The 25,963-nt window shown below is 71.8% G+C and carries 14 protein-coding genes; 12 read left to right on the forward strand and 2 right to left on the reverse strand.

Annotated elements, in window-relative coordinates:
* Window positions 1–72: 72 nt before the first annotated feature.
* The 12 genes from eccD (at window position 73) to JOD54_RS19490 (ending at window position 23,510) form a co-directional block, all read left to right on the forward strand.
* Entirely contained in the window at window positions 73–1,437 is a 1,365-nt protein-coding gene (eccD, locus tag JOD54_RS19435; RefSeq protein ID WP_204451889.1) for a type VII secretion integral membrane protein EccD, read from the forward strand.
* Between the two features lie 64 nt (window positions 1,438–1,501).
* On the forward strand, window positions 1,502–2,836 hold the full coding sequence (gene eccB / locus JOD54_RS19440; protein ID WP_204451890.1) for a type VII secretion protein EccB: 1,335 nt from the start codon (window positions 1,502–1,504) through the stop codon (window positions 2,834–2,836).
* Window positions 2,837–2,854: 18 nt separating this feature from the next.
* On the forward strand, window positions 2,855–3,154 hold the full coding sequence (locus JOD54_RS19445; protein WP_204451891.1) for a hypothetical protein: 300 nt from the start codon (window positions 2,855–2,857) through the stop codon (window positions 3,152–3,154).
* A gap of 51 nt (window positions 3,155–3,205) precedes the next feature.
* Window positions 3,206–3,496, forward strand: a complete 291-nt coding sequence (locus tag JOD54_RS19450) for a hypothetical protein (protein ID WP_204451892.1) — start codon at window positions 3,206–3,208, stop codon at window positions 3,494–3,496.
* 104 nt (window positions 3,497–3,600) lie between these two features.
* Window positions 3,601–3,975 (forward strand): type III PLP-dependent enzyme domain-containing protein, encoded by a 375-nt coding sequence (locus tag JOD54_RS19455; RefSeq protein ID WP_204451893.1) that lies wholly within the window; start codon window positions 3,601–3,603, stop codon window positions 3,973–3,975.
* A gap of 30 nt (window positions 3,976–4,005) precedes the next feature.
* On the forward strand, window positions 4,006–6,243 hold the full coding sequence (locus JOD54_RS19460; RefSeq protein WP_204451894.1) for a hypothetical protein: 2,238 nt from the start codon (window positions 4,006–4,008) through the stop codon (window positions 6,241–6,243).
* 121 nt (window positions 6,244–6,364) lie between these two features.
* Window positions 6,365–6,763 carry a YbaB/EbfC family nucleoid-associated protein gene (locus JOD54_RS19465; protein ID WP_204451895.1) on the forward strand — a complete coding sequence of 133 codons (399 nt, stop codon included), beginning with the start codon at window positions 6,365–6,367 and terminating at the stop codon, window positions 6,761–6,763.
* Entirely contained in the window at window positions 6,760–7,065 is a 306-nt protein-coding gene (locus JOD54_RS19470; RefSeq protein WP_204451896.1) for a hypothetical protein, read from the forward strand. Before JOD54_RS19465 ends, JOD54_RS19470 begins: the two co-directional genes overlap by 4 nt.
* Window positions 7,066–7,100: 35 nt before the next feature.
* Window positions 7,101–17,921 carry a toxin glutamine deamidase domain-containing protein gene (locus tag JOD54_RS19475; RefSeq protein WP_204451897.1) on the forward strand — a complete coding sequence of 3,607 codons (10,821 nt, stop codon included), beginning with the start codon at window positions 7,101–7,103 and terminating at the stop codon, window positions 17,919–17,921.
* 99 nt (window positions 17,922–18,020) lie between these two features.
* Window positions 18,021–18,338, forward strand: a complete 318-nt coding sequence (locus JOD54_RS19480; RefSeq protein WP_204451898.1) for a DUF6292 family protein — start codon at window positions 18,021–18,023, stop codon at window positions 18,336–18,338.
* A 1,709-nt stretch (window positions 18,339–20,047) separates the two neighbouring features.
* Window positions 20,048–20,800 (forward strand): ANTAR domain-containing protein, encoded by a 753-nt coding sequence (locus JOD54_RS19485; RefSeq protein WP_204451899.1) that lies wholly within the window; start codon window positions 20,048–20,050, stop codon window positions 20,798–20,800.
* 367 nt (window positions 20,801–21,167) lie between these two features.
* Window positions 21,168–23,510, forward strand: coding sequence for a M4 family metallopeptidase (locus tag JOD54_RS19490; RefSeq protein WP_307860174.1), 2,343 nt, complete (start codon window positions 21,168–21,170; stop codon window positions 23,508–23,510).
* Between the two features lie 59 nt (window positions 23,511–23,569).
* Here the strand turns inward: JOD54_RS19490 and JOD54_RS19495 are convergent, their stop codons facing one another.
* Window positions 23,570–24,214 carry a class I SAM-dependent DNA methyltransferase gene (locus tag JOD54_RS19495; protein WP_204451901.1) on the reverse strand — a complete coding sequence of 215 codons (645 nt, stop codon included), beginning with the start codon at window positions 24,212–24,214 and terminating at the stop codon, window positions 23,570–23,572.
* A gap of 1,117 nt (window positions 24,215–25,331) precedes the next feature.
* Window positions 25,332–25,925: a hypothetical protein gene (locus JOD54_RS19500; protein ID WP_204451902.1), complete on the reverse strand. Its 594-nt coding sequence runs from the start codon at window positions 25,923–25,925 to the stop codon at window positions 25,332–25,334.
* Window positions 25,926–25,963: the final 38 nt, after the last annotated feature.

Consider the following 25,963-nt stretch of genomic DNA (forward strand, 5'->3'; position numbering starts at 1 on the left):
GATGCCCGCGCGTCACCCGAAGTTCACCGAACCCGGCTGAACCGTCCGCGCCGCCCCGGCCGTGTCCTGGGCATGGCCACCACCGCAGCAGCGGGTTCCGGCGAGATGTGCAGGCTGACCATTTGCGGGCCTGCCTCCCGCGTCGAACTCGCCGTACCAGCCCATGTCCCGCTCGCCGACCTGATGCCGACGGTCCTCGGCCACCTCGACCCCGCGCTGGCCACCACCGGCCTGGCGCACGGGGGCTGGGTGTTGCAGCGCCTCGGTGAACCGCCGTTGGACGAGGACCAGGGCACCGCCGCCCTCGGCCTCTACGACGGTGACCTGCTGCACCTGCGCCCGCGCGACGCGCTGCTGCCGCTCGTCGACTTCGACGACCTGGTGGACGGCATCCACACCGGTCTGTCCGCCCGCGACGACAAGTGGCGGCCCGCGTTGACCCGGCGCGTCTTCGTGGTGCTGATGGGTCTTGTCGCGGCGGCCGCGGTCTTCGTGGCGGGTGTCGACGCCATCCGCGCGGGCGGTCTCGCCGTCGTCCTGCTCGGTGCGGCCATGGCCGCCAGCCGGGCGCTGGCCGACCGCCCGGCCGCGTTGCTGCTGGCCACCGCGGGCACGGTCTCCGCCGCTATGGCCGGTGTGGCGATCCCCGGCGGATCCCTTACCGGGCCCGGTGTTCTGGCAGGCGCGGCCGCCGCCACGGTCGCCGCGGTGATCGCACGGGTCGCAGTGGGCGGCCCGGACGCCGCCTTCACGGCCGTGGGTCTCGCCGCGTTGCTCGCCACCATCGGCGGCGGGTTCGCCACCGCCACAGGGCTGGGCGGAGCCGCCGCGGCATCGGTGACCCTCGTCTTGGCTCTGACCTTGGTCCGCGCCGCGCCGCTGGCTTCCGCGCGGTTGGCTGGTTTGGCGGTCGACCAGGTGCCTACGAGCGCGGCGGAGTTCCAGCAGGACCTCGATCCGCAACCCAGCGCGCGGGTCCTCGACAGTGCCACCCGCGCAAACGCTTACCTCACCGCGTTCTTCATCGCGCTCGGTGCTGTCGCCGGGGTCTCGATGGTCGTCCTGGCGCTGCACAGCGGCTGGGACGCCAAAACGCTCACCGCGGTCACGGCCGTGCTGATGTTGTTGCACGCCAGGGAACTCAACGCCACCCACCAACGCCTCTCCGCGATGGTCCCAGCCTTCCTCGGCCTGCTCACGCTGCTGCTGGCGGGAGCGGCCGAGGTGTCGCAACCGTTCTTGCCCGCGGTGCTCGGTGGGTTGGTCGTGGTGGCCGGACTGGCGCTCGCCGCGGCGCACGTCATCCCCGACCGCAAACTCGTTCCCCGCTGGGGTCGTTGGGGTGATCTCCTGCACTGGGCGAGCGCTCTGGCCGTCATTCCGTTGGCGTTGTCGGCCATTGGTGTGTACGCCGCGATCATGGCCGCTTGGTCCTAAGAGGCGTGAACCTTTTCCACCGCGGCAACCGTGTTCTCAGTGAGACAGCGAAAGGAGGAAGGTCATGTACAGCAGGCGCGATCAGGTCCAGGCCCACTCGTTCCTCGTCGGCAGGCTGGTGAGCGCGGTACTGCGGGTCGACCCCGACGCGTTGGACCGGCCGCTGCGCCGCACCGTCGTCGGCCTCTTCGGCGGCACCGCGGTCGCGGGCCTGGTGGTCGTCGTGGTCCTGGTGATCGGCCTCCTTTCCCCCGGTGGCAACGACTCCTGGCGCGAACCGGGTGCGCTGATCATCGACGAGGACACCGGCAGCCGCTACCTCATGCACGAGGGCAAGCTGCGCCCCGTCCTCAACTACGCCTCCGCCAGGCTGCTCCTGGGCGCCAGCCCCAAGGTCGCCACCGTCAGCACCGCCGACCTCAACGGCGTGCCGCAGGGCGGGCCCGTCGGGATCATGGGCGCCCCGGACACGCTGCCCACCGCCGGTGGCGCGCCCCGCGCCTGGACCGTGTGCGCGATGTCCACACCGGACGGACCGGGGGTCACCCTGGCGGTCACCGCCGACGGGCAGCAGATCCCGGCCGTCGACGGCGCGCTGCTCGTGCGGGCCCCCAACGGCGCCACCCACCTCGCTTGGCGCGACCGCCGGATGCGGGTCACCGCGACCTGGGTGCCCACTGCCCTTGGCCTCGACCCCGGCTCCGCCGTGCCGGTCACCGAATCCTGGCTCAACGCCCTGCCCGCGGGCCCCGACCTCGGCTCGCCGAAGGTCGAACGCGGGGGAGAGGGCTTGGTCGTCGCGGGCAAGTCCACCACCGTCGGGCAGCTGCTGCAGGTCCCCGAGGCCGTTGTCGGCGACCGGTTCTACGTGGTGCAACCCGGCGGCCTGCTGCCGGTGAGCGCCACCGTCGCCGCGCTCGTCGTCGCCGACCCCGCCTCGACCGAGCCGCCGCGCCAGGTCACCGCGTCCGCCCTGGCCGCCGCCACCATGCTGCCGACCGCCGACTGGCAGAACGCCCTCCCCGCGGAACTGCCCAAGCCCATGGAGATGGGCGACGGCACGCCGTGCGTGCGGTGGGCGGGGGAGAAGGCCGAAGTCGTTGTCGCCCCCCGCCGCGACGGTGAGCCCGACCCTGCCGTCCAAGGCGCCGGTCGCGACAACCGCACCGCTGACCGGGTTCTGGTCGCCCCCGGCGCCGGGCTCCTGGTCCGCACCCGCCCCGCCCCCGGCGTGCCCGGGGCAGGCATGTACCTCGTCACCGACGCAGGAACCAAGTTCCCCGTCGCGAGCGGCGACGCCGCCGCCGCGCTGGGTCAGCCCGCGGACAGCGCCGCACCGGTCCCCGCGGACCTCCTCGCGCTGCTGCCCACCGGGCCCGTGCTCGACAAGCTCGCCTGACACCGAAGGAGAACCACGATGGCCAACCGCTACGGCTACGACGACGCCACGCTGCAGGGCATCATCACCGCCACCGAGACCAGCCTGGGCAACATGGGCACCCTCAACCAGAACGTCATGGGCATCCAGGCGATGCTGCCCTCGGTCAACAACTCCACCTCCGGCATGAAGCTCGCCGCCGCGATCGGCAACTGGACCGGCGACTTCAACCTGGTCAAGAACCAGCTCGAGGCCCTCAACGGCAAGGCGCAGGCGCTGCTGCAGGCCAACCGCTCCGCCGACACCGACGCCGACAGCGCCTCCAACGGCGCCGCCTGACCTCCCCCGTCCCGCCCGCCCGCCGCACCACAGTCCCGAAAGGACACAGCAATGACCGCCTTCGACATCGACCACGACGGCTACCTCGAGCTCAACGAGCAGCTCTACATGTACGTCAAGCAGCTGGGCGAGATCCTCACCAACCTCAACACCTCGCTCAAGAACATCGACGTGGCCACCCAGGGCAAGGCGACCCCGCTGTGGCAGGAAGCCCAGCTCCAGTGGACCCAGACCTACACCGACATGGAGACCAAGCTGAACTCCCAGTCGCTGTCCTCGATCAACGTCCACGAGATCTTCTCCGAGGGCGACTCCCGCGGCCAGGGCATCATGTTGGGCTGATTCCTCCGGAGTTCCGCGGCGGCGCCACATTCCCACCCACCACAGTGGACATGTGGCGCCCCGCCCACCCCCCTTCGCACACCACACCCCAGGGAGAGCACACCATGGCCAACATCACCTTCGACGAGGAGCGCTACAACCAGCTGATCCGCGTCCTCGACGACATGGAGGACGCGCTGCGGCTGTCCACCGACTCCGACACGATGCCGCTGGACTCCGACTTCACCGTGCAGCCCGGCACCCAGAAGTGGCAGACCGCGATCAACCTGGTCACCAAGGGCAAGGAGTTCGGCGGCTCGGTCGAGCAGCAGAACGAGCTGATCCGCCAGGCCATCGTCAAGTTCCGCAACGCGCTGGTGGCGGCCAAGGGGATCTTCAAGGAGACCGACGACCTGGCCGAGTACGACATCACCCGCTTCATCGCCGAGTTCCCCGACTTCAACGTCGGCGGCGGCTTCAGCGGCACCCCCGGCAAGTAGCCAACCGGACCGAAACCAGGAGCGACCGCCATGGCAGACCCCACGATCCCCGCGACAGGGGACTTCTCCGCCGCGACCTTCGAGCAGATCCTGTTCGCGGTCACCGGCCTGGGCAGCGACCTGCACGCCCTCCTCGAGAACGGCGGTGGCAACGGCGAGTCGCCCAACACCTGGTTCACCTTCACGCCGCCCGGATCGGCGTCGAACTCCTTCTCCTACCGCGCCTGGGACAAGTACTACTTCGGCGCCGACTTCAACATGTCCGCGTTCAACTCGTGGAACACGGCGTGGAACAACATCAACGACGTGGTGTACCGGGCGTCCACCGGCATCGCGGGGCTGATGAACCGCCCGCACCTCGACGCCTCCCGCACCGTGGTCAACAAGTACCTGACCTTCCTCGACGCGCAGCGGACCACCACCAAGACCTGGGCCGACAGCCTCGACAGCGACGACAGCGCGTTCAAGGGCAAGGCCGCCTACGCGATCCAGGTGAACCTGCGCAGGCTCAACTTCACCTTCAACGACCTGCACACCCAGATCTCCCTCGACCGCACCCCGGCCACCCCGGCCGGGCTGGAGGCCGCCGCGACGGCGTTGGCCACCTTCGGCACCGCGATGTACAACGCCTGGCAGGAGCAGTCCACGTTCCTGCTCAACGCGCCGATGAACACCGCCAACTCGTTCGTCGGCAACGTCAGCCAGTACATCAAGAACGCGGGCATCGACGTGTCCACAAAGGGCGGGACGCCGCCGTACCTGCTCGACCAGTGGGGCGCGGGGGACCGGGCCAAGGCCGAGCAGTTCATCAAGGACGCCTTCGCCCGCTACAGCACCAGCGGCGCCCCCGCGATGCCCGCGGACTTCGGCACCGTCACCAGCGACCTCACCAGGGCCGACACCTGGCTGGCGGTCAACACCGGCATCAGCAAGGTCGCCATGGTGGCCATGGTCAAGCTCGACACCGCGGCCCGCACCGCGCTGGCCAACCTCGACACCGCCTACAAGCGGGCCGCCCGCGGCCTGGGGGACCTCAAGACCAACCAGCCGCCCACGATCGGCAGCCCGCCGCCGGACCCGAACACCAACCCCAACGGGCCCAACGGCAACACCGAGGTCCCGCCGCCGCCCAACGGCGACACGAACGTGCCCCCGCCGCCCAACGGGGACACCAACGTACCGCCGCCCCCGAGCGGCAGCACCAACGTGCCGCCGCCCAACACCGACCCCACCGGCGGGCTCAACCTGCCGGGCGGTCCGAACGGCGGCACGAACCTGCCCGGTGGCCCCAACGGCGGCCTGGACCTGCCGGGCGGCCCCAACGGCGGGCTCAACGACGCGCTCGGCCCCGGACCCAACGGTGGCCTGGACCTGCCCGGTGGCCCGAACGGTGGCCTCAACGGCGACCTGCCGGGCGGTCCCAACGGTGGTTTCGTGCCACCGCTGGTGCCCCCGTCGCTGCGCCCGGGCGGGCGGGACACCGAAGGCCCCAACGGCGGCACCACCCTGCCCAACCTCCCCGGGGTGGACAGCCCGCCGGACGGGACGATCGACGACGACGGCTGGTCGCCCAACCAGCCCTCGACCAACAAACCCCCGTCGCTGCCGGGTCTTCCCGGTGGTTCCCCCGGCGGCGCCCCCAACGGCGGCGTGAACTTCGGGCCCGGCTCGCTGCCCGGCACCGGTCCCATCCCCGGCCTCGGCGACGGCGGACTGGGCGGTCTCGGTGGCGGTGGTCTCGGCGGTTCCGGGCTGGAGGCCTGGGGCGCCGCGGGTGGCGGGGCCGGGGTCGGCGCGGACGGCTCCTTCGGCGCGGGCGGTGTGGGTGCCGACGGCGCGTTCGGCGGCGCGGGCACCGGCTTGGGTGCGGGCTCCCCGTTCGGCACCGGTGACGGCTGGTCCGACTGGACCGGCCGGGGCGCCGACGGCGCGAACCAGCAGGGCATCCCGGGCGCGGGCGACCACGACCAGCGCGGCGGCATGCCGTTCTTCCCGCCGATGATGGGCGGCATGGGGGGCATGGGCAACCGGGGCAGCGAGGAGAAGGAGCGCGAGCGCACCACCTGGCTCTCGGAGGACGAGAAGGTCTGGGGCACCGACACCTCCGTGGGCGACGGCGTGATCGGCCGCCCGGACTCCGGCGACCCCGAGGTCGACGAGCCCTTGGTGGCCACGCACATCCACCACCGCACCACCACGAAGGCCCCCGCCAAGCGCACCACCGACACGCAGGACACCACCGGGACCACGGCCAGCACCTCCGGCTGATCCCACACCGCCGCCCGGGGTCGAGCACGGCCCCGGGCGGCGGCACCCGCGCGTGAACCCATCCCGGCCGCCCACCCGTGTGACAACTGTGCGGTCCCCACCGCCCGAGAGGAGCCGCGAGATGTCCACCCCACTGCACAACGAACTGGCCACCGCGCTGGCCGAGCTCCGCGAACAGCAGGAGCGCATCGCCACCGCCGTGGACACCGTCGCGAAGGCGACCACCACGGTCACCACCGAGGACCGCATGGTCGAGGCGACCGTCGACGGCCAGGGCAAGCTCGTCGAGCTCAAGTTCACCGGTCGCCGCTGGCGCGACCTGGCGCCCAAGGAGCTCGCCAGCCGCCTCGTCGACACGATCTCCAAGGCGCAGGAGCAGTCCGCCCAGTCCTCCGCCGCCGTCTTCGCCGGACTCATGCCGGGCGGGGTCGCCCCGTCGGTGCTGGACCTGTCCGACCCCGCCGCGCTCAACGCCGAGATCGGCGCCATGTTCGACAAGGCCGTCAAGGAGTGGCGATGAGCAGGCTGTCGGTCGACCCCGAGGGCCTGCGCCAGGGCGGGGTCAACATCCAGGCGACCGTGGACCTCGCGGTCAACATCTGCAACGAGCTGTTCGTGGCCGTGGAGGAGAACCGCGGCGCGGGCGGCACCGGTGAGATGGGCGAGAAGTTCGACAGCGGCTACCGGCCCGGTGAGGAGCAGGGGCTGAAGTTCCTGCGCCTCATGCAGCGCACGATCGGCGAGACCGGGTCCCGCACGGTCAAGACCGCCGGGGTGTTCAGCGAGACCTCCGACGACGCCGAAGGCGCCGTCCAGCCCTGATCCGCGAGCCAGCGCCGCTGAGGAGGTGACGACCGATGGCCATGATGGTGCCCGACGAGGTGCGCAAGCTGTTCCAGGTGCTCACCGGCGAGGAGTGGCCCGACGCCAACGAGGACAAGCTGCGCGCCCTCGCCGACGCGTGGGACCGGGCGGCCTTCCGGCTCACCGGTGAGCTCGCCCCCCAGTTGCGCACGGCCGTGTTCACCATCAGGTCGAACTTCCACGGCGCCGCCGAGCAGGCGTTCGCCAACCGCATGGCCCCCTACGTCGAGGGCGCCGACAACTACCTGTCCATCGCCGACGAGCAGTTCCGCGCCCTGGCGAAGTTCCTGCGCGACCTCGCGCTGGAGGTTGAGTACGTCAAGCTGGTGTCGATCCTGTCGCTGATCGCGCTCATCGCCGAGATCGCCTGGGCGATCGCGGCCGCGTTCGGCACCGCGGGCGCCAGCATGGCCTGGCTGGCGGCCAGGATGGCGATCGTGCGCTGGCTGCTCAAGTCGCTGCTGGGCAGGCTGCTGATCAAGGTCATCCAGGCGCAGATCGTCGGCATCGCCTTCCAGTTGGTCATCGACGTGGTCGCGCAGCTGATCCAGTTCGGCATGGGCACCCGCACCGAGTGGAACCCCAAGTACACCGCCAGCGCCGCCGCCGTCGGCGCCCTCGGCGGCGCGCTCACCCTGCCGCTGGCCGGGTTCGGCAAGGCCATCGCGCACATCACCACCTCGGGGCTCGACTCGTGGCTCGGCAAGATCGGCAAGGACGCCTTCGACTGGCACAAGGTCATCCCCGACAAGATCACCGAGATCGGCATCGAGGCGTTCCACGAGACGCTGACCGAGGCGCTCTACAAGTACGCCACCGAGGGCGAGTTCGAGATGAACCCGTACTCGGCCACCTCCGGCGGCATCTCCGGCGCGGGCGGCGTGGTCGGTGGCGCCATCGGCGACGCCCTCGCCCCGCCCAAGCCCGCCCCCACCACCAAGGGCCCCCAGACCACCCCGCAGACCCGCCCCGACGGCGTCACCGGCGACACCACCACGCGCCCGAACACGGTGCCGACCACCACCGGGCCGAACACCCAGGTGCCCACCGGCGACCGCGGCCTCGGCGGCGGGAACAACACCGACGAGGTGGGTGGCCTCGGCCCCAACGGGATCGGCGGCCCCACCACCCAGGCACCCCCGGTCAACCAACCCGGCGGTCAGGGGCAGAACCAGGGGCAGCCGGTCCAGGTCGGCGCGGGCCAGCCCGGCCAGGTCCCGCAGTCGCAGAACGGTCAACCCCAGTCGCAGAACGGCCAACCGCAGAACGGCCAGACCCAGCCCGGCCAGCCCCAGTCGCAGAACGGGCAGCCCCAGCCCGGCCAGACCCAGCCCGGCCAGCCCCAGCCCGGCCAGCCCCAGCCCGGCCAGCCCCAGCCCGGCCAGCCCCAGCCCGGCCAGCCCCAGCCCGGCCAGCCCCAGCCCGGCCAGCCCCAGCCCGGCCAGCCCCAGAACGGCCAAGGCCAGTCGCAGCCCGGTCAGCCCCAGTCGCAGAACGGTCAGGGGCAGTCGCAGAACGGGCAGGGCCAGAACACCCAGTCCCAGACCGGCCCATCGCAGCCCGGGCAGTCGCAGAACGGTCCCGGTCAACCGGGCCAGTCCCAGAACGCTCCTTCGCAGCCGGGGCAGTCCCAGCCCGGCCAGGCGCAGAACCCGCCCACCCAGTCGAGTACCACCACTGCCGGCCAGCAGCCCGGGCAGCAACCTTCGACCCAGCCGAGCACTTCGCAGTCCACCACCCAGTCGTCGACCACCCAGTCCAGCACTTCGCAGTCCACCACCCAGTCGTCGAGCAGTCAGTCGTCCAGCTCGCAGTCCTCCACCACGCAGTCCTCGACCAGCCAGTCCTCCACCAGCCAGTCCTCGACGTCCCAGTCGTCGACGAGCCAGTCGAGCACCCAGTCGTCCACCCAGTCGTCCAGTCAGACGGCCAAGCCGTCGACCCCGGCGACCACCGCCACGACCACGACCTCCAGCACCACCACCTCCAGCACCCCCGCCACCACCAGCCAGACCACGACCACCTCGACCACCTCGACCCAGTCGAGCGCCACCAGCACCACCCAGACCGGCGGCACCCAGTCGTCCACCACCCAGACCAGCACCACCCAGTCCTCGGCCAACCAGGCCCTCACCCAGGGCAAGCAGCCCACCACCGGCCAGTCGAGCACCCAGTCCACCACCGCCCAGACCGCCGCCCCCTCGACCGCCAAAACCCCCACCCCGCAAGGCAAACCGGTCACCGCCACCGCCGGGATCGGCAAGCAGCCCGCCAAGCTCACCAAGCCCGCCCCGAAGCCGGTCACCAAGCCGTCCTCGACCGCGCCGACCCTGCCCAAGACCACCGCCGCCCAGGTCCAGGCGACCGCGGGCGTCCAGCCGGTCTCGAACAAGCGCCCCCGCCTCACCCCGCCCAGCGCGACCCCGAAGCTCAAGCCCACCACCACGAGGTTCCAGGACTTCCGCTCGTGGGTCGGCGGCATCAACAAGGTCAAGGGCGACATCAACTGCGTCGACGCCGCCGTCGCCTTTCACTCCACGTGGCGCGGCAACCCGACCACCGCGGGCAAGGACCGCGCGGGCACGAGTCTCGCCAGCGAGCGCACCGGTTACGCCCCCGCGTTCCTGGGGGAGGGCAAGGCCGCGCTCGCTGAGGTGGAGAAGCGCGTCAAGCGAGGCGGCCACGGCACCGACGCCATCGTCTTCACCACGCCGCCCGGTGCGAAGGACGGGCACGCGTGGAACGTGGTCAACCAGAACGGCGAGGTGTCCCATGTGGACGCCCAGTCGGGCACCTGGTCGGACACCGGTCCGGACGCGGGCAAGGTGTGGGCGATCGTCCTGGACCCCGAGGGCACCTTCGTCGACGGCGACACCGTCGACAACTCGGGCAGCACCGGCCCGCAGGCCATCGGCGACTCGTTCGGCCAGCGCCCGCCCAACAACATCAACACCCTCGCCACGCAGGCGCTGACCGCCACCCAGGGCCACCTCGACGCGGCGAACGTGTCGGTGCGGCGGGCCGAACAGGCGCAACGTTCGGCGCAGGCCCAGGTCTACGGCGCCGCGGAGCCGCACCGGCAGGCCCAAGCTGCCGTAACGGCGACGCAGGCCGTGTCGACTCCTCTTGTGCAGCGGGTGAACGCGCTGCGCGGGCAGATCAACGCCGCCATCACCACGCTGGGTCTGCAGGTGCAGAACGAGAGCCAGCTCCAGCAGCAGGTCGACCAGGCAGACCAGGCGGAGGACACCGCGGGCATCGCCCTCGACAACGCCCAGACCGCGCTCGACAACGCCACGAACGCCAACCGGGGCACCCTCACCACCGCGCGCGACGGCCGCCAGACCGCGTTGGCCCAGCTCGTCCTCAACCACGGTCCGCTGCGCGCCCAACTGGCGCAGGCCACCCTGACCCGCCAGGGCACCCAGAACCAGATCGCCAACCTGCGGATCCAAGAGGCCGCCGCGCACGCCGCCGCCCGCGGCCCGAGCGCCGCCTCGACCTCGGCGGCCACCAGTGCCCTCACCGCGACCCAGCGCCTCGGCGCGGCCACCACCGAGCTGAACAACACCACCGGGCACCTGGGCACCGCCCGCACCCACCAGCAGACCGCCGACCAGCAGGTGACGACCGCGACCGGCCTGGTCACCCAGATCCAGACCGAGGCGGCGACCGAGATCCTGCGGCACAACGCCGCGCAGGCCGCCGACCTCGCCGCGACCACCGCCGAACAGGCCGCGGACCTGCTCGACCAGCAGGTCGTCGACCTCACGACCCGGATCAACACGCTGCGCGACACCGTCGCCCAGGCGAAGCTGGACGTGGCCCGCGACAAGCGCGCCGTGGCCGCCGCCAAGGCCCAGTTGGCCAACTCCGGGCCGAGCTCGAACGCGACCCCCGCGCCGACAACGACCCCGCAGATCACCCAGCAGGAGACCGCGATCGCCAAGGCCGAGGAGGCGATCGGCAGGCAGGAAACCCAGATCGGCACCCTCGACCGGCAGCGGCAGGGCATCACCACCCAGCTGGGCACCGACCGGCCGGAGGCGGTGCGCCTGCGCGGTTTGGCCGACACCGCGCAACTGGCCGCGGACCAGCAGGCCGACGCCGTCAACACCCTCTACACCGCGCTCACCAACGCCCGCGACAACGCCCAACTCGCCGCCCAGAACGCCGCCGCGTCCGCCACGTCGGCCAACAACACCGCGCGCAACGCCAAGGACGCCGCGGCCGACGTGAAGACCGCCGCCAAGCAGGGCGACGTCGAGCGCGGCCTAACCCTGCTCACCGACACCCCGTTCGCCGAGCGGATCGTGATGGAGGAACTCGGGGACACCACCGGCGTGGCCAACGCCGTCGGCGGTCTGTTCACCGACCACCCCGGGGTGGCCAACCAGGCGGGGCAGACCGCGGTGAACGCGGTCGAGAACCACCTCGGCGAGATCATCAACCAGGGCCGGGAGATCACCGTCGCGCTGCCCGGCGGCACCACCGCGCGGGTCCTGCTCACCGGCCGCCCCAAGCGCCCCGGTGACACCCGCAAGGCCGCGACCGTCAACGCCGTGCCCAACTCCCACCCCGACATCGTCAAGACCAGGCGCGACGACACGCACAACCCGAAGGCGGTGACCTCGTCGAGCAACCTGCCGGTGCGCATCCCGCTGGTCTCGCTCGCCCCGCTCACCGACGGCGGCCTGTTCCTGCGCCCGGTCGCCTCCGCCGGGTTCACCCTCAAGCGCTCGCAGGGCATGACCTCCAACGACATCAGCAGGCCGGGTGTGCGCACCGGCGACCGCGCCTGGGTCGAGGCCGACTTCGAGATCGTCGCCACCCGCATCGGCGGACCGACGGGCCCGGCCACCGCCACCGTGCACGGCGGGGTCCGGGTGCCCGCCGTGGTGCCCGCGCCCGCCGCCCCGCAGCCGCTGCCCGCGCACGGCCGCAGCGAGCTCACCTCCGACGCCGTGCGCATCCCCACCGCGTTCACCGACGGCATCGAGACCGCCCTCAACAACACCGACCACCGCGCGGAGATCACCGACCTGCTCGGGTCGCCCCGCGTGCGGCACATGCCCAACAACGGCAGCGTCACCCAGACCATCGGCGGCACCCAGGTCACCGTCGTCCCCAACGGCGCGCCGCAGATCACCCTGGTCGGTCCGTCCACAAAGGTCGATGAGCAGCGCACCGGCGTCAACCCGTCGTCGGCGGTGACCAAGGGCGGAGACGCGACCGGGGCGCTCGGCATGGCCGTCGGCATGGAGGTCCCCGGCCTGCAGTGGTTCGTCGGTCTCTTCAGCGACTTCTCCAGCGGCCGCAGCGGTGGCTACAACCGGGGCAACGAGTCCGCTGTGGAGCGCAACGCCTCGCAACCCGAGTTGGTCTACCAAGTGACCCGCCCGCTGACCGTGACCGCCAACGGCACTTCGGTGAACAACACCGTCACCGAACTGGTCACCGTCCCGCTCTCGGTGGCCCGCGAGCTCAACCTCACCATCCCGGCGCACCTGGACCCGGCGAACACGCGGGTGCGCACGGCGGGCAACCAGCCCTACGTCATCGGCACCGACGACATCACCGGTGTGCCGGGCCGCGACCAGATCGTCAACTTCCTCACCGCCGGCATCGACGCCACCGGGCAGGCCGCGGTGCGGGAGAAGTTCAACTCAGACCCCAAGACGGTCACCGCGATCTTCAACACCATGCACGGCGGCGAGGAGGTCACCTGGGTCGCCGACGGGCGGCTGCACAAGCTGGAGATCTACACGCAGATCGTGCCGCCCGCCGCGAGCTACCCGTCCGGCCAGACCAAGGCCACGGTGCAGGACCAGGTCACCTCGCAGCGCAGGCGCACCGACCAGATGAGCCGCAACGCCAAGCTCGGTGTCGGCGCCGAGGTCCGCCCCACCTTCAGCGGCGACAAGCCCAACAACGGCAACCCCAACGCCAGCGGCACCGCGTCGCAAGGCCTGCCCCGCGTGGTCATCTCCGGCACCTACGAGCGCAACCGCTCCTCCGCGGTCGGCACCAACGGCCGCGACGGCCGCATCACCGCCTACGGCGGCGAGTACCGCGGCTTCGACGGCACCCTGGAGATCGTCGTCGTCCACCGCGACACCCCGGCGCCCAACTGGTTCCGCCGGGTGTTCATGGGCGGCAAGATGACCTTCGGCCCGCCCTCGGCCGACCGCCTCACCGAACCCACCACCGCCGACGTCGACACCGCGCGCACGCTCAACGCGAACGCCCCCGCCACCGCGCCCCGGGTCACCAAGCAGACCATCCCCAACGCGGTCTCCATCTCCGCCCCCGTCGACAAGTTCGCCTGGTCCGACCAGGCGATGGCGCCGTCGACGATGACACCCGGCCTCTACGTCGGCACCGCGCCCAACCAGCCCGCGGGCACCGTTGTCGTTGACTCGGCCCAGTTCGGCGAGTTCGCGGGCATCGAGCACGTGCGGGTCAGCCCCAACTCGACCGAGGGGCTCAACCTGGTCCTGGCCAAGAACGTGCAGACCCTTCCGGTGGTCAACCCGCCCGCGAACATGCCCGCCCCGGTCACCCGCCGGTCGCCGTTCATGAGCGGCACCTGGCCGTCCTGGGGCACCAGGACGCTCACCGAGACCAACCGCGGCGCGGGCATCCCGCAGCGCCAGTTCCGCTACAAGCTCTCCGAGCTGACCAAGCCGGGCACCACCGCGGCCGACGCCGTGCGCGGGTTCGTCTCCCAGGTGGGCAGGCGCGGCGCGGCCGTGCTCGGGCTCAACGGCGAGAAAGCGGGCCCGCACAAGCTGTTCGAGCCCGGCAGGCTCACCGACATGAACGGCGCCATCTCCGCCACCGCCACCTATTCGGCGCCGCGCGTGGTGGACGTGCGCAAGGACGGGCAGCTGCAGCGGCGCCAGGACGGCGACCTGGTCGTCAACAACAGCAAGCACCGCCAGTTCGGCCTCGACGGCGAGCTCGCCGTGGACGTCATCCCGCGCCGGTTCCACCGCTTCGGCGCCCGGATCCGGCTCGTCTTCGGCGGCAACAAGCGCTGGGGCAAGGGCAAGATCAGCGAACTCACGCCGGGCGGCCGCCAGCTCTACAACTACAAGGGCCCGACGGTGTGGCTGACGATGGACGTCCGCTACACCTACACCGGCGACGTCAACATCCGCAACTCCATCAAGACCTCCCAGGCGGAGTCCCTGTCGGTCACCGTGGACGAGCCGGACGGGGTCCTGGTGCAGCTGCCAGCCACCACCGCCGCGGAACTGCTCACCCAGGCCGGGCTGCCCATCCCGCCCGAGGTCCAGGCGGTGCTCCCGGCCCCGCCCGCGGCGACCGGCACCACGCAGCACCTGATCACCGACCCGACCAACCCGGCGTACAACACCTACGCCTCGCACGGCACGACCACCGTGTTCAACTCCCGCCTGCACGGCCCCGACCCGCTGCGCGACGTCCGCACCCGCCTCGACGCGCTCGGCGTGACCGGCAAGTGGCAGGCCGACGTGCTCGAGCGGATCACCGAGCTGTTCTCCAGCCCGCGCGGCCAGATCTCCCTGCGCGACGTGCTCGCCGACACCGGGGTCATCTCGATCCCCGACAACGACCCGTTCTACACCGACGTCGTCGACATCCGGATCACCTCGGCGCCCACCCAGCACGCCGCGGGCGTCCCGAACCGCCCCGCGCTGCCGAACAACCCGCTCACGCCCAACTCGCAGACCACCTACTCCTACATCACCACCACCGACGCGGCCCAGAAGACCAGCTCCTACAGCCTCGCCGCCGGTCTGCAGAACGACCTGGTGGTGCGCGACGCCGCACCGAAGGACGCCCAGGGCAACGCGCAGCCCGGGTCCACCGCGGGCAACCTCGGCGCGCTCCTGGGCGCCGGTCGGCAGGTCTCGGAGTCGGAGACCCTGCCGGGCAGCAAGACCCTCAAGCCGATGCGGCTGGAGACCTTCGAGCAGCTCGACCGCTCCACCCACGACGTGACGTACTCGCTGGAGATCTCCCGGGTCCGCATCGCCAACCCGGCCGCCGACGCGTTGACCCTCACCGCGGCCCGCCACTTCAACCGCAACAACATGGCCACCACACCGGTCGCCGCGCACGGCTCGGTCGACCTGATCGCCCCCAAGCCCGGCTCGTCGCCCGCGATGACCGCACCGACCACCCCCGCCACCTTCGACGTCCTCGCGACCAACCCGCTGACCCTGCCGCCGACCGACCCGAACTTCGTCCAGCAGCAGTACCTCGACCCGGACTCGATGTGGCACCTGGAGTCGCTGGGCTCCGACACCGCCAAAGCCATCCGCGAGGTCGCCTACGCGCAGACCTCCAACGCGCCGGTCCGGGTCGGCAACGGGGTCGCGCGGGCGAACTTCCGCACCGCGGGCAACACCCCCTCGCCCTACACGGCCAAGGGCACGACCTCCGAGTACGCGCTGCACACCCTGACCACCGGCACCGGCCTGCACAACGGCGGCTGGTCGATGTTCAGCAACGGGTCCTACTCCACCAAGGGCATCGTCGGCGCCAAGCGCACCTTCCACGACGAACTGCTCGACGTCTCGATCGCCGCCCGGTTCGTGCCGGGGTCGTTCACCCTGGTGCCGCTGAACAACCCGGGCAAGGTCGACCACGGCCGCGAGACCGAGGACATCACCCTCACCGGCTCGTCGCGCACGGTCACCTGGTCGCGCGGTGTCACCGCCTCCGGCCTGGGCGGCGGCACGGCACTGCACCCCAACGACAACCTGACCCCGTCGCCCGCCACGATCCAGACCACCCCGACCGTGGGCGTCGACAGCGGCATCGGCAACCCGGAGGCCTGGTCCAACGGGTCCTTCGACCTGACCGTCGTCGCCCAGAGCGGCCGCTCGTACCTGTTCGACGCCAACGCCGAGTTCTACGTGCAGACCACGCCCCGGCGCACCAACGCGCTGATGAGCAAGATCAAGGGCTGGTTCGGCGGGCAACCGGTGCCGTCCACGGTCAAGATCACCAGCACCGGCGACGTCCGGGTCCGGGTCTGGGAGGCCGACGCGCTGCGCCAGGGCCTGATCACCCTCGCCGACGTCTACACCGCCGCGGGCACCACCCCGCCCACCGGCCTGGCCTTCACCCCGTCCGCAGACGGCGTCGTCCTGCACCCGGGCGGCACGCCTGCCGTGGTGCCGCCCGGACTGGCCAACGCGGGCCCCGCCGACGCCAGGGGCCGCACCCTGCGGGTCGAGCCGGGCGTCACCCAGAACCAGGTCGTGGACTTCGTCGCCGGGCTCGGCCTCGACGTCCGCCCGCGCACCTTCGTCGTCCCGCCGGGCAGCACCTTCACCGCCCAGGACATCGCTGACGCCGTCGCCGCCCGCACCGCGCCGGGCGACGTCGCGGGCCCGGTGGTGCAGCCGAACCCGGTGATCCCCGCCTTCACCCCGACTCCGCTGCGCCGCGGCACGCCCGCCGTCATGGCGCCCGCACCGTCCACTCTGAACAACTCGGGCGGGTCGCAGCTCACCACGATCCCCGAGGGCAACGTCCCCGGAGACAACGGTCCGCCCGGGTCGCAGTCGTTCCAGATGACCACCTTCGCCAGTTCCAGCGGTGGCAACCACGCGGGCGACCAGGTCACCGGACCGTGGAACCCGGCAGACCACGTGACGGTCCCGTCGACCCCCGACGCACCGACCACAGTGGACTCCAGCGGGCCGCGCGGCACCAAGCGCTCCCGCGAGGAGTTCGAGGCCGACCTCGGCCCGGTAACCCACCCTTCGCCGCCCGGGACCCGCAGCGTCCAGGACACCCTGACCCCCGCCTCGGCCAAGGACGTCCTAGCCCTGGAAGCCGTTGTCCCGCAGGGCGCCCGCTTCACCGACCCCGCCCTGTTCGTCGACCTGCTCAACGGCGACCGGACCGCCCCCGGCCGCGACATCAACTGCGTCGACGCCGCGGTGTCGTTCCACTCGACCTACCACGGCCAACCGCGCGTGGCGGGCATCGGCACCCCGGGGCAGGCGCCGCGCGGCGCTGTCAGCAAGGCGGCCGAATGGACCTCTTACGCCCCTGAGTTCGTTGGCACCGGGGCAAAAGCGCTTGCGGACGTCATCGAACGCGTCACCCGCGCGGGCCATGGCGCCGACGCCATGCTCATCGCCTTCGGCGCCAACGGCGGCCGCGGCCACGCCTGGAACGTGGTCAACCACAACGGCACGGTCTCACTGGTCGACCCCCAGCAGGGCACCATCGTCCCCGCGACCGCCGACGCGCTGCCCGGTCTCGGTCGCGTCCACGCCATCCCGCTCGACGCCAACAACCAGTTCATCCCGGGCACCCCCGTCCGCGGCCTGCCCACCGGCCTGCCCTCGGGCATCGCCGCCGACTTCGCCGCCACGGTGGCCGACCCCAACCCCGACTGGTCCTCGCACGTCGACGAGGTCGGCCAAGAGCTCGACGTCCTCCGCGACTCCTTCGACTCCACCCACACCAAGAACCAGGCCGACGCCCTCTCACTGCACCTGAGGGCCGTCGACATCCAGCGCATGCGAGCCCTCTCCGGCGCCAACGACATCATCACCCTCCGCGGCACCGAATACACCCTCGTCCCCTACCGCGGCGGCTACCGCCTGGTATCCGACACGGCCGCCGACCCCGGTTTCATGGCCGAAATAGCCGCCTCCATCCTCGGCCGAAGCGTTTTCGCATTGGTCATCGGCGCGGACGCCGAAACACCCCAGGTCCTCGAGTTCCCGCCCAGGGGCCGCCCCCTCCCGGTCGACCCGGAGGACTTCGACACCAGCGAACCCCCACCCGCGGCCGACTAATCCTCTCCAGGTGATCCGCCCCCCGACCACGCTTGGAACCCGGCGAAACGGGGCACCTGCCTCTCGCACACACCCGTCCAGCGAGAAAGGCGCCACTCCGTGACCCCGCCACTCCAGCCCTCCGCCCACCTCGCCTACTTCGCCGAGGTAGCCGCCGAGGTCGGCGTCAGGCCCGAGTCGGTCATCCTCGAAGAGGACACCGCCTACCTCTGGCTGGACCGCCGAGTGGCCACCCACCCCACCCGGGCCGCCGCCCTCCTCTGGACCCCCCACCACGGCTGGTCCCTGGCCGTGGAGACCCACTCGGGCGAAGACCTGATCATCCTGCGGGACCTGGGCCCCACCCCCCGCCCCACCCCCGCCGCCGTGGCCCACTTCGCCACCACCGCCCGCCAAGCCCTCCCCGTCGCCGCCTGACCCCCCTCGCCCGGCACAACGCTCCTCCCCGACGGGGTCCGCTCTTCGTCGTGCTCGGTCTCCTGCCCCACCTCACCTACCCCAGCCCGCTTCCGCCTATCCCTCCGCCCCACCCCCCGGAGCGGCCTCGCTCGCCCCGCCCGCCCCGCCTCGCCCGCCCCGCCCGTCCCCGCCCGCCCCGCCCGTCCCGGCCCGCTCGGCCCTGCTTGCCCCGGCTCGCCCGCCCGGCCCGCCCGGCCCGCCCGGCCCGCCTGGCCCGGTCTGCCCTGCCCACCCTGCCTCGCCCGCCCCGCCCGTCCCGGCCCGCTCGGCCCTGCTTGCCCCGCCTCGCCCGCCCGGCCCGCCCGGCCCGCCCGGCCCGCCTGGCCCGGTCTGCCCTGCCCACCCTGCCTCGCCCGCCCCGCCCGTCCCGGCCCGCTCGGCCCTGCTTGCCCCGCCTCGCCCGCCCGGCCCGCCTGGCCCGGTCTGCCCTGCCCGCCCTGCCTCGCCCGGCCCGCTCGGCCCGCCCGGCCCGGTCTGCCCTGCCTCGCCCGGCCCGCTCGGCCCTGCTTGCCCCGCCTCGCCCGCCCGGCCCGCCCGGCCCGGCCTGCCCTGCCTCGCCCGGCCCGCCCGTCCCGGCCGCTCGGCCCTGCTTGCCCCGGCTCGCCCGCCCGGCCCGCCTGGCCCGGTCTGCCCGCCCTGCCTCGCCCGGCCCGCTCGGCCCTGCTTGCCCTGCCTCGCCCGGTCGGCCCGCCTGACCCGCCTGGCCCGGTCTGCCCGGCCCGCCTGACCCGCCGGCCCGGCCCGGCCCGGTCTGCCCTGCCTCGCCCGGCCGCTCGGCCCTGCTTGCCCCGGCTCGCTGCTTCGCCCTACTTGCCCCTCCAGCTCGGCCGCCCTGCCTGCTCGCGGCTTGCCTCGCCGGGCCCGGCCTGCCCTGCCTCGCCCGGCCGCTCGGCCCGCCCTGTCTGCCCCCGGCTCGCTGCTTTTGCCCCCACTTGCCCCGCCCGCCCCTCCAGCTCGGCTGCCCGGCCTGCGCTGCTTCGCCCGGCCCGGTCTGCCCGGCCCTGCCCGGCCCGGCCCTGCCCGGCCCTGCCCTGCCTGCCCGGCCCTGCCCGGCCCTGCCCGGCCCTGCCCGGCCCTGCCCGGCCCTGCCCGGCCCTGCCCGGCCCTGCCCTGCCCTGCCCTGCCCGGCCCTGCCCTGCCCGGCCCTGCCCGGCCCTGCCCGGCCTGCCCTGCCCGGCCCGGTCTGCCCGGCCTCGCCCGGCCTGCCCGGTCCGGTCTGCCCTGCTTGCCCCCGGCTCGCTGCTTTTGCCCACTTGCCCGCCCGCCTGCCCCTCCAGCTCGGCCGCCCTGCCCCGCTCGCGGCTTGGCTCGCCGGGCCCTGTCCCCACGCGCTTCCCGCCCATTTCCCCCGACTTGTCCACAACCCCACCCCCCCATCCCCAGCCCACTCACCGCTCCCTTGACAACCCGCCCCGCCCGATATCGTCAAACGTGGGACCCCAAACCCCGGGTGGGCGGGCTCCCGGCGGGGGGTTGATCTTGAGCGGGGTGGGGGCAGTCGGGGGGTTGGTGGGTGGGGTTCGCGGCGGGCGAACGGTGCGACCAGCGTCGGACCACCGCCACCGCCGGGAGCGCGACCGCTCCGGTCGCCGCCCGACTAGGATCCTCGGGACGACTCCGCGTTGAGCAGCCAGCGCCGTGCCCATGGTGGGTCGCGGGTCGCATGGATGGCGTTGGAGGGCGTGCGCGTGGCTGGTGGAGTGGATGACGCCGGGGGGTTGGCGCAGCAGATGCTGGGGTTGACCCAGGACCTGCTCGCGGCGGGGTCGTTGGCCGACGTCTTGGAGCGGGTCGTGGTGACGGCCAAGGACGTGGTGGGCGGTGACCTGGTCAGTGTGACGCTGCGTGCACCGGATGGCGGGTTTCACACCCCGGTGAGCACCGATCTGGTGGCGGTGGAGCTAGACCGGTTGCAGTACGAGTTCGGCGAGGGTTGTTGCGTCGAGTGCGCCCTGCCCGACGGCCCGGCCGCCGCGCACAGCCTCGACCTGGCGTCGGACACCCGGTGGCCCCGCTTCGGCCCCGCCGCCGCGCGGTTGGGGTTCCGCGCGCTGGCCTCGGTGGCCCTGCTGCCGGAGGTCCGCGCGCCCAGGCTCTCCGGCGCGCTCAACGTGTACTCCCGCGAGGCCGGAGCCTTCGACGAGGCTGACCGCGACGCGCTGCTGCTGTTGGCGACGCACGCCTCGCTGGCGCTGGCGATGACCGAGGGGGTCACCCGCGAGCAGTTGCGGGTGGAGCAGTTGCGCGAAGCCCTCGACAGCCGAGACGTCATCGGGCAGGCGAAGGGGATCCTCATGGCCCGCCGCCGGATCGACTCCGACATGGCCTTCGACGTGCTGCGCCGCACCTCGCAGAACATCAACGTCAAGCTGCGCGACCTGGCGGCGACCCTCATCGACCGCCACCACCTCCTCGACTAGGTCCCGGCGACCGCCCGCCGGGTCGCGGCGACCCGGCGGGCGGTCTTCCATGGCCTGCGTGCTGCTGCTTAACACGCGGCGCACGGCTCATGGACGCCCCAGTGGTACCCACCGCGACGATCATCCACACCACACACTTCGCGGCTCAAGGTAAAAGTTCGCCAAAGCGAAGCCATAGGCCGCGCAAAGGCAATTTCGATCGTCCCGTTAATGGATTCCCGGGAATTCTGGGTAATCCAGCCGATTAGTCCGAATAAATCCTCTGGCAATTGGGGACAAGACGGCATTTGTTGACGCTGGAATGAACCGGTCCATACATTGGCCGTCCGAGTTCTTCGGTATTCCCTGCATGCCAGAGGAGTTTGGTGTGAAACGCACCCTTGCCCTCGTGGTGGCCGCGAGCGCGGCCACCCTCGCCGTGTACGCGGTGACCGGCGCCGCGGGCGCGGCCCAGCCCGCGCCCCAGGCGGCGCCATCCCCGGTGGCGCTCGCGGTCGCCGCCGCCGACAAGGCGGCCGCGTCCGGTCTCGACGCCCTCGCCAAGGGCCCCGACGAGCAGTTCACCCGCCGCGCGGTCTACCAAGGGGGCATCCCCGGCCGCAAGGACCTGTACTACGTCTCCTACGACCGCACCTACAAGGGGCTGCCGGTCGTCGGCGGTGACGCCGTGGTCGCCACCGACGCCGCGGGCAACACCCTCGACACCGTCGCCGCCAACCGCGGTGGTCTCGCCGTGTCGACCAAGGCGAAGCTGACCGCGCAGCAGGCGGAGAAGATCGCCCGCGCCAAGGTGGCCAAGGTCGACAAGGTGGAGTCCACCACCCTGGCGGTCTTCGCGGGCGGCCACGGCACCCTGGTCTACGAGACCGTCGTGGCGGGCAGCCGCGCCGACGGTGTCCCGACCCGGTTGCACGTCTACGTCGATGCCAAGAGCGGCGCCGTGGTCGACTCGGTCGACGACGTGCGCGCGGGCACCGGCACCTCCCAGTGGAACGGCCCGAACCCGCTGACCATCGACACCAGCAACAACAGCACCGTCGACAGCACCAGGCCCGGTCTGTCCTGTGTGGACTACTCGACCAAGCAGCCGTTCACCAAGGCCAACAACTCCTTCGGCAACGGCCAGGCCACCAGCAAGGAGACCGGCTGCGTCGACGTGCTGTTCTCCACCCAGAAGCAGTGGGGGATGCTCAAGGATTGGCTGGGCCGCAACGGTATTGACGGCAACGGCCGCGGCGTGCAGGTCCAGGTCGGCCTCAACCAGGTCAACGCCTACTGGACCGGTGACCACATCGAGATCGGCCGCAACCAGGCCAACCAGTGGATCGCCTCGATCGACGTCTCCGCGCACGAGCACGGCCACGCGATCGACCAGTACACCCCCGGCGGCGCGGGTCGCGAGGCGGGCCTCGGCGAGGCCACCGGCGACATCTTCGGCGCGCTCACCGAGGCTTACGCCAACGAGCCCTCGCCCTACGACGTCCCCGACTACACGGTGGGGGAGTCGGTCAACCTGACCGGCCGCGGCCCGATCCGCAACATGGCCAACCCGTCGCTGGTCAACGGCGACCCCAACTGCTACTCCAGCGCCATCCCCAACACCGAGGTGCACGCGGCCGCAGGCCCGATGAACCACTGGTTCTACCTGCTCGCCGAGGGCACCAACCCCGGCGGCGGCAAGCCGACCAGCCCGACCTGCAACAGCAGCACCCTGACCGGCATCGGCATCCAGGCCGCGGGCCGCATCTTCTACAACGCGATGCTGCTCAAGACCTCCGGCATGTCCTACGCCAAGTACCGCGTCGCCACCCTGACCGCGGCCAAGAACCTCGACCCGACGTGCGCGCAGTACAACGCGGTCAAGGCCGCTTGGAACGCGGTCACCCTGCCCGCGCAGTCCGGCGAGCCCACCTGCACCGGCCAGCCCGGCAACGAGTTCAGCATCTCGCTGAACCCCACCTCCGGCACCGTGCAGGCGGGCGGGAGCACTACCACGACCGTGTCGACCGCGACCACCTCCGGTAGCGCGCAGACGGTCGCCCTGTCGGCCACCGGCCAGCCCAACGGCGTGACGGTCACGTTCAACCCGGCGTCGGTGCAGTCCGGCGCGTCGTCCACGGCGACCATCTCGGTCGGGTCCGGGGTCACCGCCGGGACCTACCCGATCACGGTCCGCGGCGCGGGTGCGACCTCGCACACCGTGACCTACAACCTGACCGTGGGCGGCCAGCCCCCGGCCGACGACTTCTCCCTGGCCCTGAACCCGACCAGCGGCAGCACCGCCGCGGGCGGCTCGGTCAGCACGACCGTCGGCACCGCCATCACCGCGGGCGGCTCGCAGAAGGTGAACCTGTCCGCCAGCGGCCTCCCGTCCGGCGCCACGGCCACCTTCACCCCGTCGTCGATCGCCTCCGGCGAGACCGCGACCCTCACCATCGCCACCACCGCCGACGCCACCCCCGGCGACTACTCGGTGACGGTCACCGGCGAAGGCACCGCCTCGCACTCGGCCACCTTCACCCTCACCATCACCGGCGGCAACCCCGGCGGCTGCGGCGGCCTCCCCGAGTGGAGCGCCTCAACCTCCTACGTCCCCAACGACGAGGTGTCGTTCGGTGGCCACAAGTGGAAGTCCACCTGGTACTCCACCGGCGCCGAGCCCGGAGCCCCCGGTTCGTGGGCGGTGTGGCAGGACGCGGGCACTTGCTGACCTGACCACATGAAGAAGGCCCCGCGGTCCACCGACCGCGGGGCCTTCCCCTGTGGAACTCAGGAAGGGCGGCGAGCGAAGAGAAACGCTTGCGGAACCAGCTCGTCCGGGTCGCACAACCACCGAGCCTCGACCTCAAACCCGGCGTCACGCAACCAAGAAGCCACCTCGTCCGGCTGACGGCGGTGGACGTGGACCGCCATCGGGTGGCCGCCATACCCCTCGGTCTTCAACCGCGTGGTGTCACCAACGTGAAACCCGACCTGCAACGGCCCCCCTGGGCGCAACACCCGACGGAAGTGCGCGAACACCCCAGGCACCTCGTCGTCGGGGATGTGGATCAACGACCACCAAGCAAGCACCCCCACCACCGAAGCATCGGGCAGGTCCAGGTTCGTCATCGAGCCCACCTCGAACCGCACCCCCGGATAACCCCGCCGCGCCACGTCGACCATCCCCGGAGAAAGATCAATCCCAAAGGCGTCGATCCCCAGCCCCCGCAGGTAGGCAGTGACATGCCCAGGCCCACAGCCGACGTCCGCAACAGGCCCACCGCCCGCAGCCAGCACACGTTCGGCGAACACCGCCAGAGCAGCGCGAAGGTAAGGATCACCACCGATGGCGCCACGCAGTTGATCGGCATAACTGCCCGCCACCGTGTCGTAAGACCTGCGAGTATCAGCCAACCAGTCATCCATGGTCATGCCCACACGGTATTCCATGATCACGATCTCGCCCCATGCCGCAGGCCCCCGAGCCAGCCCACCCAACCCGGCCACCCGAGCCAGCCCCGCCAGCCCGACCACCGCCCCAAGAAGCTGCCCACCCAACTGCTCGATGGGGCGGACTTGTTTTGTGTGGGGTGGCGGCAGTCGTAGCCTTGCCTCGCTGCAGGGCCATGCTTTTCGGCCCCGGCTTGTGCGGTCCTGCCACGGCTGGTGCAGGGGCCCCGCGCAAAACAAGTTCGCCCCATCGAGCACACCCAACCCACCACGGACCGGGTCGCAATGCCGAAGGCGAGCCGACCCCGAAGCCGCTGGTGCCACCCCCCCGAGCCAGCCCCGCCAGCCCGACCACCGCTCCCGGGAGCCGTCGGTGCCCGCCAAGCCCCCCGAGCCGTCCCACCCAACTCGGCCACTGGACACTCGGAACCCGAGGTGCCATCTGCTCGATGGGGCGGACTTGGTTTGTGTGGGGTGGCGGTATCCGTAGCGTTGTGCGCGGACAGGGCCATGCTTTTCGGCCCCAGCTTTGCGGTCCTGCCACGGGTGGCGCAGGGGCCCCGCGCAAACCGAGTTCGCCCCATCGAGCACACCCACGCCACCGCGATCCAGCGCAATGCCGCAGGCGAGCCGACCCCGAAGCCGCCGGTGCCAACCCAGCCCCCCGGGCCACCCCCGCCAGCCTCACCACCGCCCCCGGAAGCCGCCCACCCAGATGCTCGATGGGGCGGACCTGTTTTGCGTGGGGTGGCGGCAGTCGTAGCGTTGTGCGCGGACAGGGCCATGCTTTTCGGCCCCAGCTTTGCGGTCCTGCCACGGGTGGCGCAGGGGCCCCGCGCAAACCGAGTTCGCCCCATCGAGCACACCCACACCCCGCGATCCAGCGCAATGCCGCAGGCGAGCCGACCCCCGAAGCCGAAGGCGAAGGCAACAAATCCCTTGCCCCCACAAGATCAACCCATTCAAGCGCCCCCGATTCACATCCTACCGAGGCACACCGACACATCGGGCGCAGCAGAAAGCACCTGTGGACAACCACCCCCCTTGTGGACAGCCGTGCGCGAACCGCGACAGCCGCGACAGCCCCGACTGCAGCCCCCTACACCCGCCCCAACGCCTTCACCGCCACCGGCACCAGCCGCGCCACCACCTTCCCGCAATACCCCAGCTCAGCCTCCAACGGCGTCCCCTCAACCAACACCACCGTCACCACATTCCCCCGCGCCGCAGCAGCCCCACACCCCTGCACATCCACCCGGATGTAGCACCACGAGTAAGCAGCATCGATATCCACCAGATTGGGCAAGATAGGCCCAGTAGACCACTTCCCGCCCTCCCCGAGCAGACAAGCGTCAGGCACCTCCGACCGCAGCCCCGCCACCAGCCCGCCCGCGTCGTCGTAAGATTCCACCGACTGCAGCACGTTCACCTTGGTGTCCGTGAGTGTCCACAGTGACACCATCTTCGCCACCGGTTCGCTCCCCGCGCACCCGGCCAGCAGCGCCGCGTCGGTCACCCCTTCCGGCTTCGGCACCCCCACGTCCACCAGGTCCTCGGCCACGAACGCCGCCTTCACCAGTCCCGCACTGGTGTACGCCTTCGGTGAAGTGGTCACGACTGGAGCCGGTTCGCCGGTGGTTCCCCCGCAGCCCGAGAGCACAACACCGGCGACCAGCACGGCCAACACCCGCACGCCATCCTCCTGCAACGTAGCCCTATGTCCACTCGCGA

The organism is Actinokineospora baliensis (genome assembly GCF_016907695.1).
GTDB lineage: Bacteria > Actinomycetota > Actinomycetes > Mycobacteriales > Pseudonocardiaceae > Actinokineospora > Actinokineospora baliensis.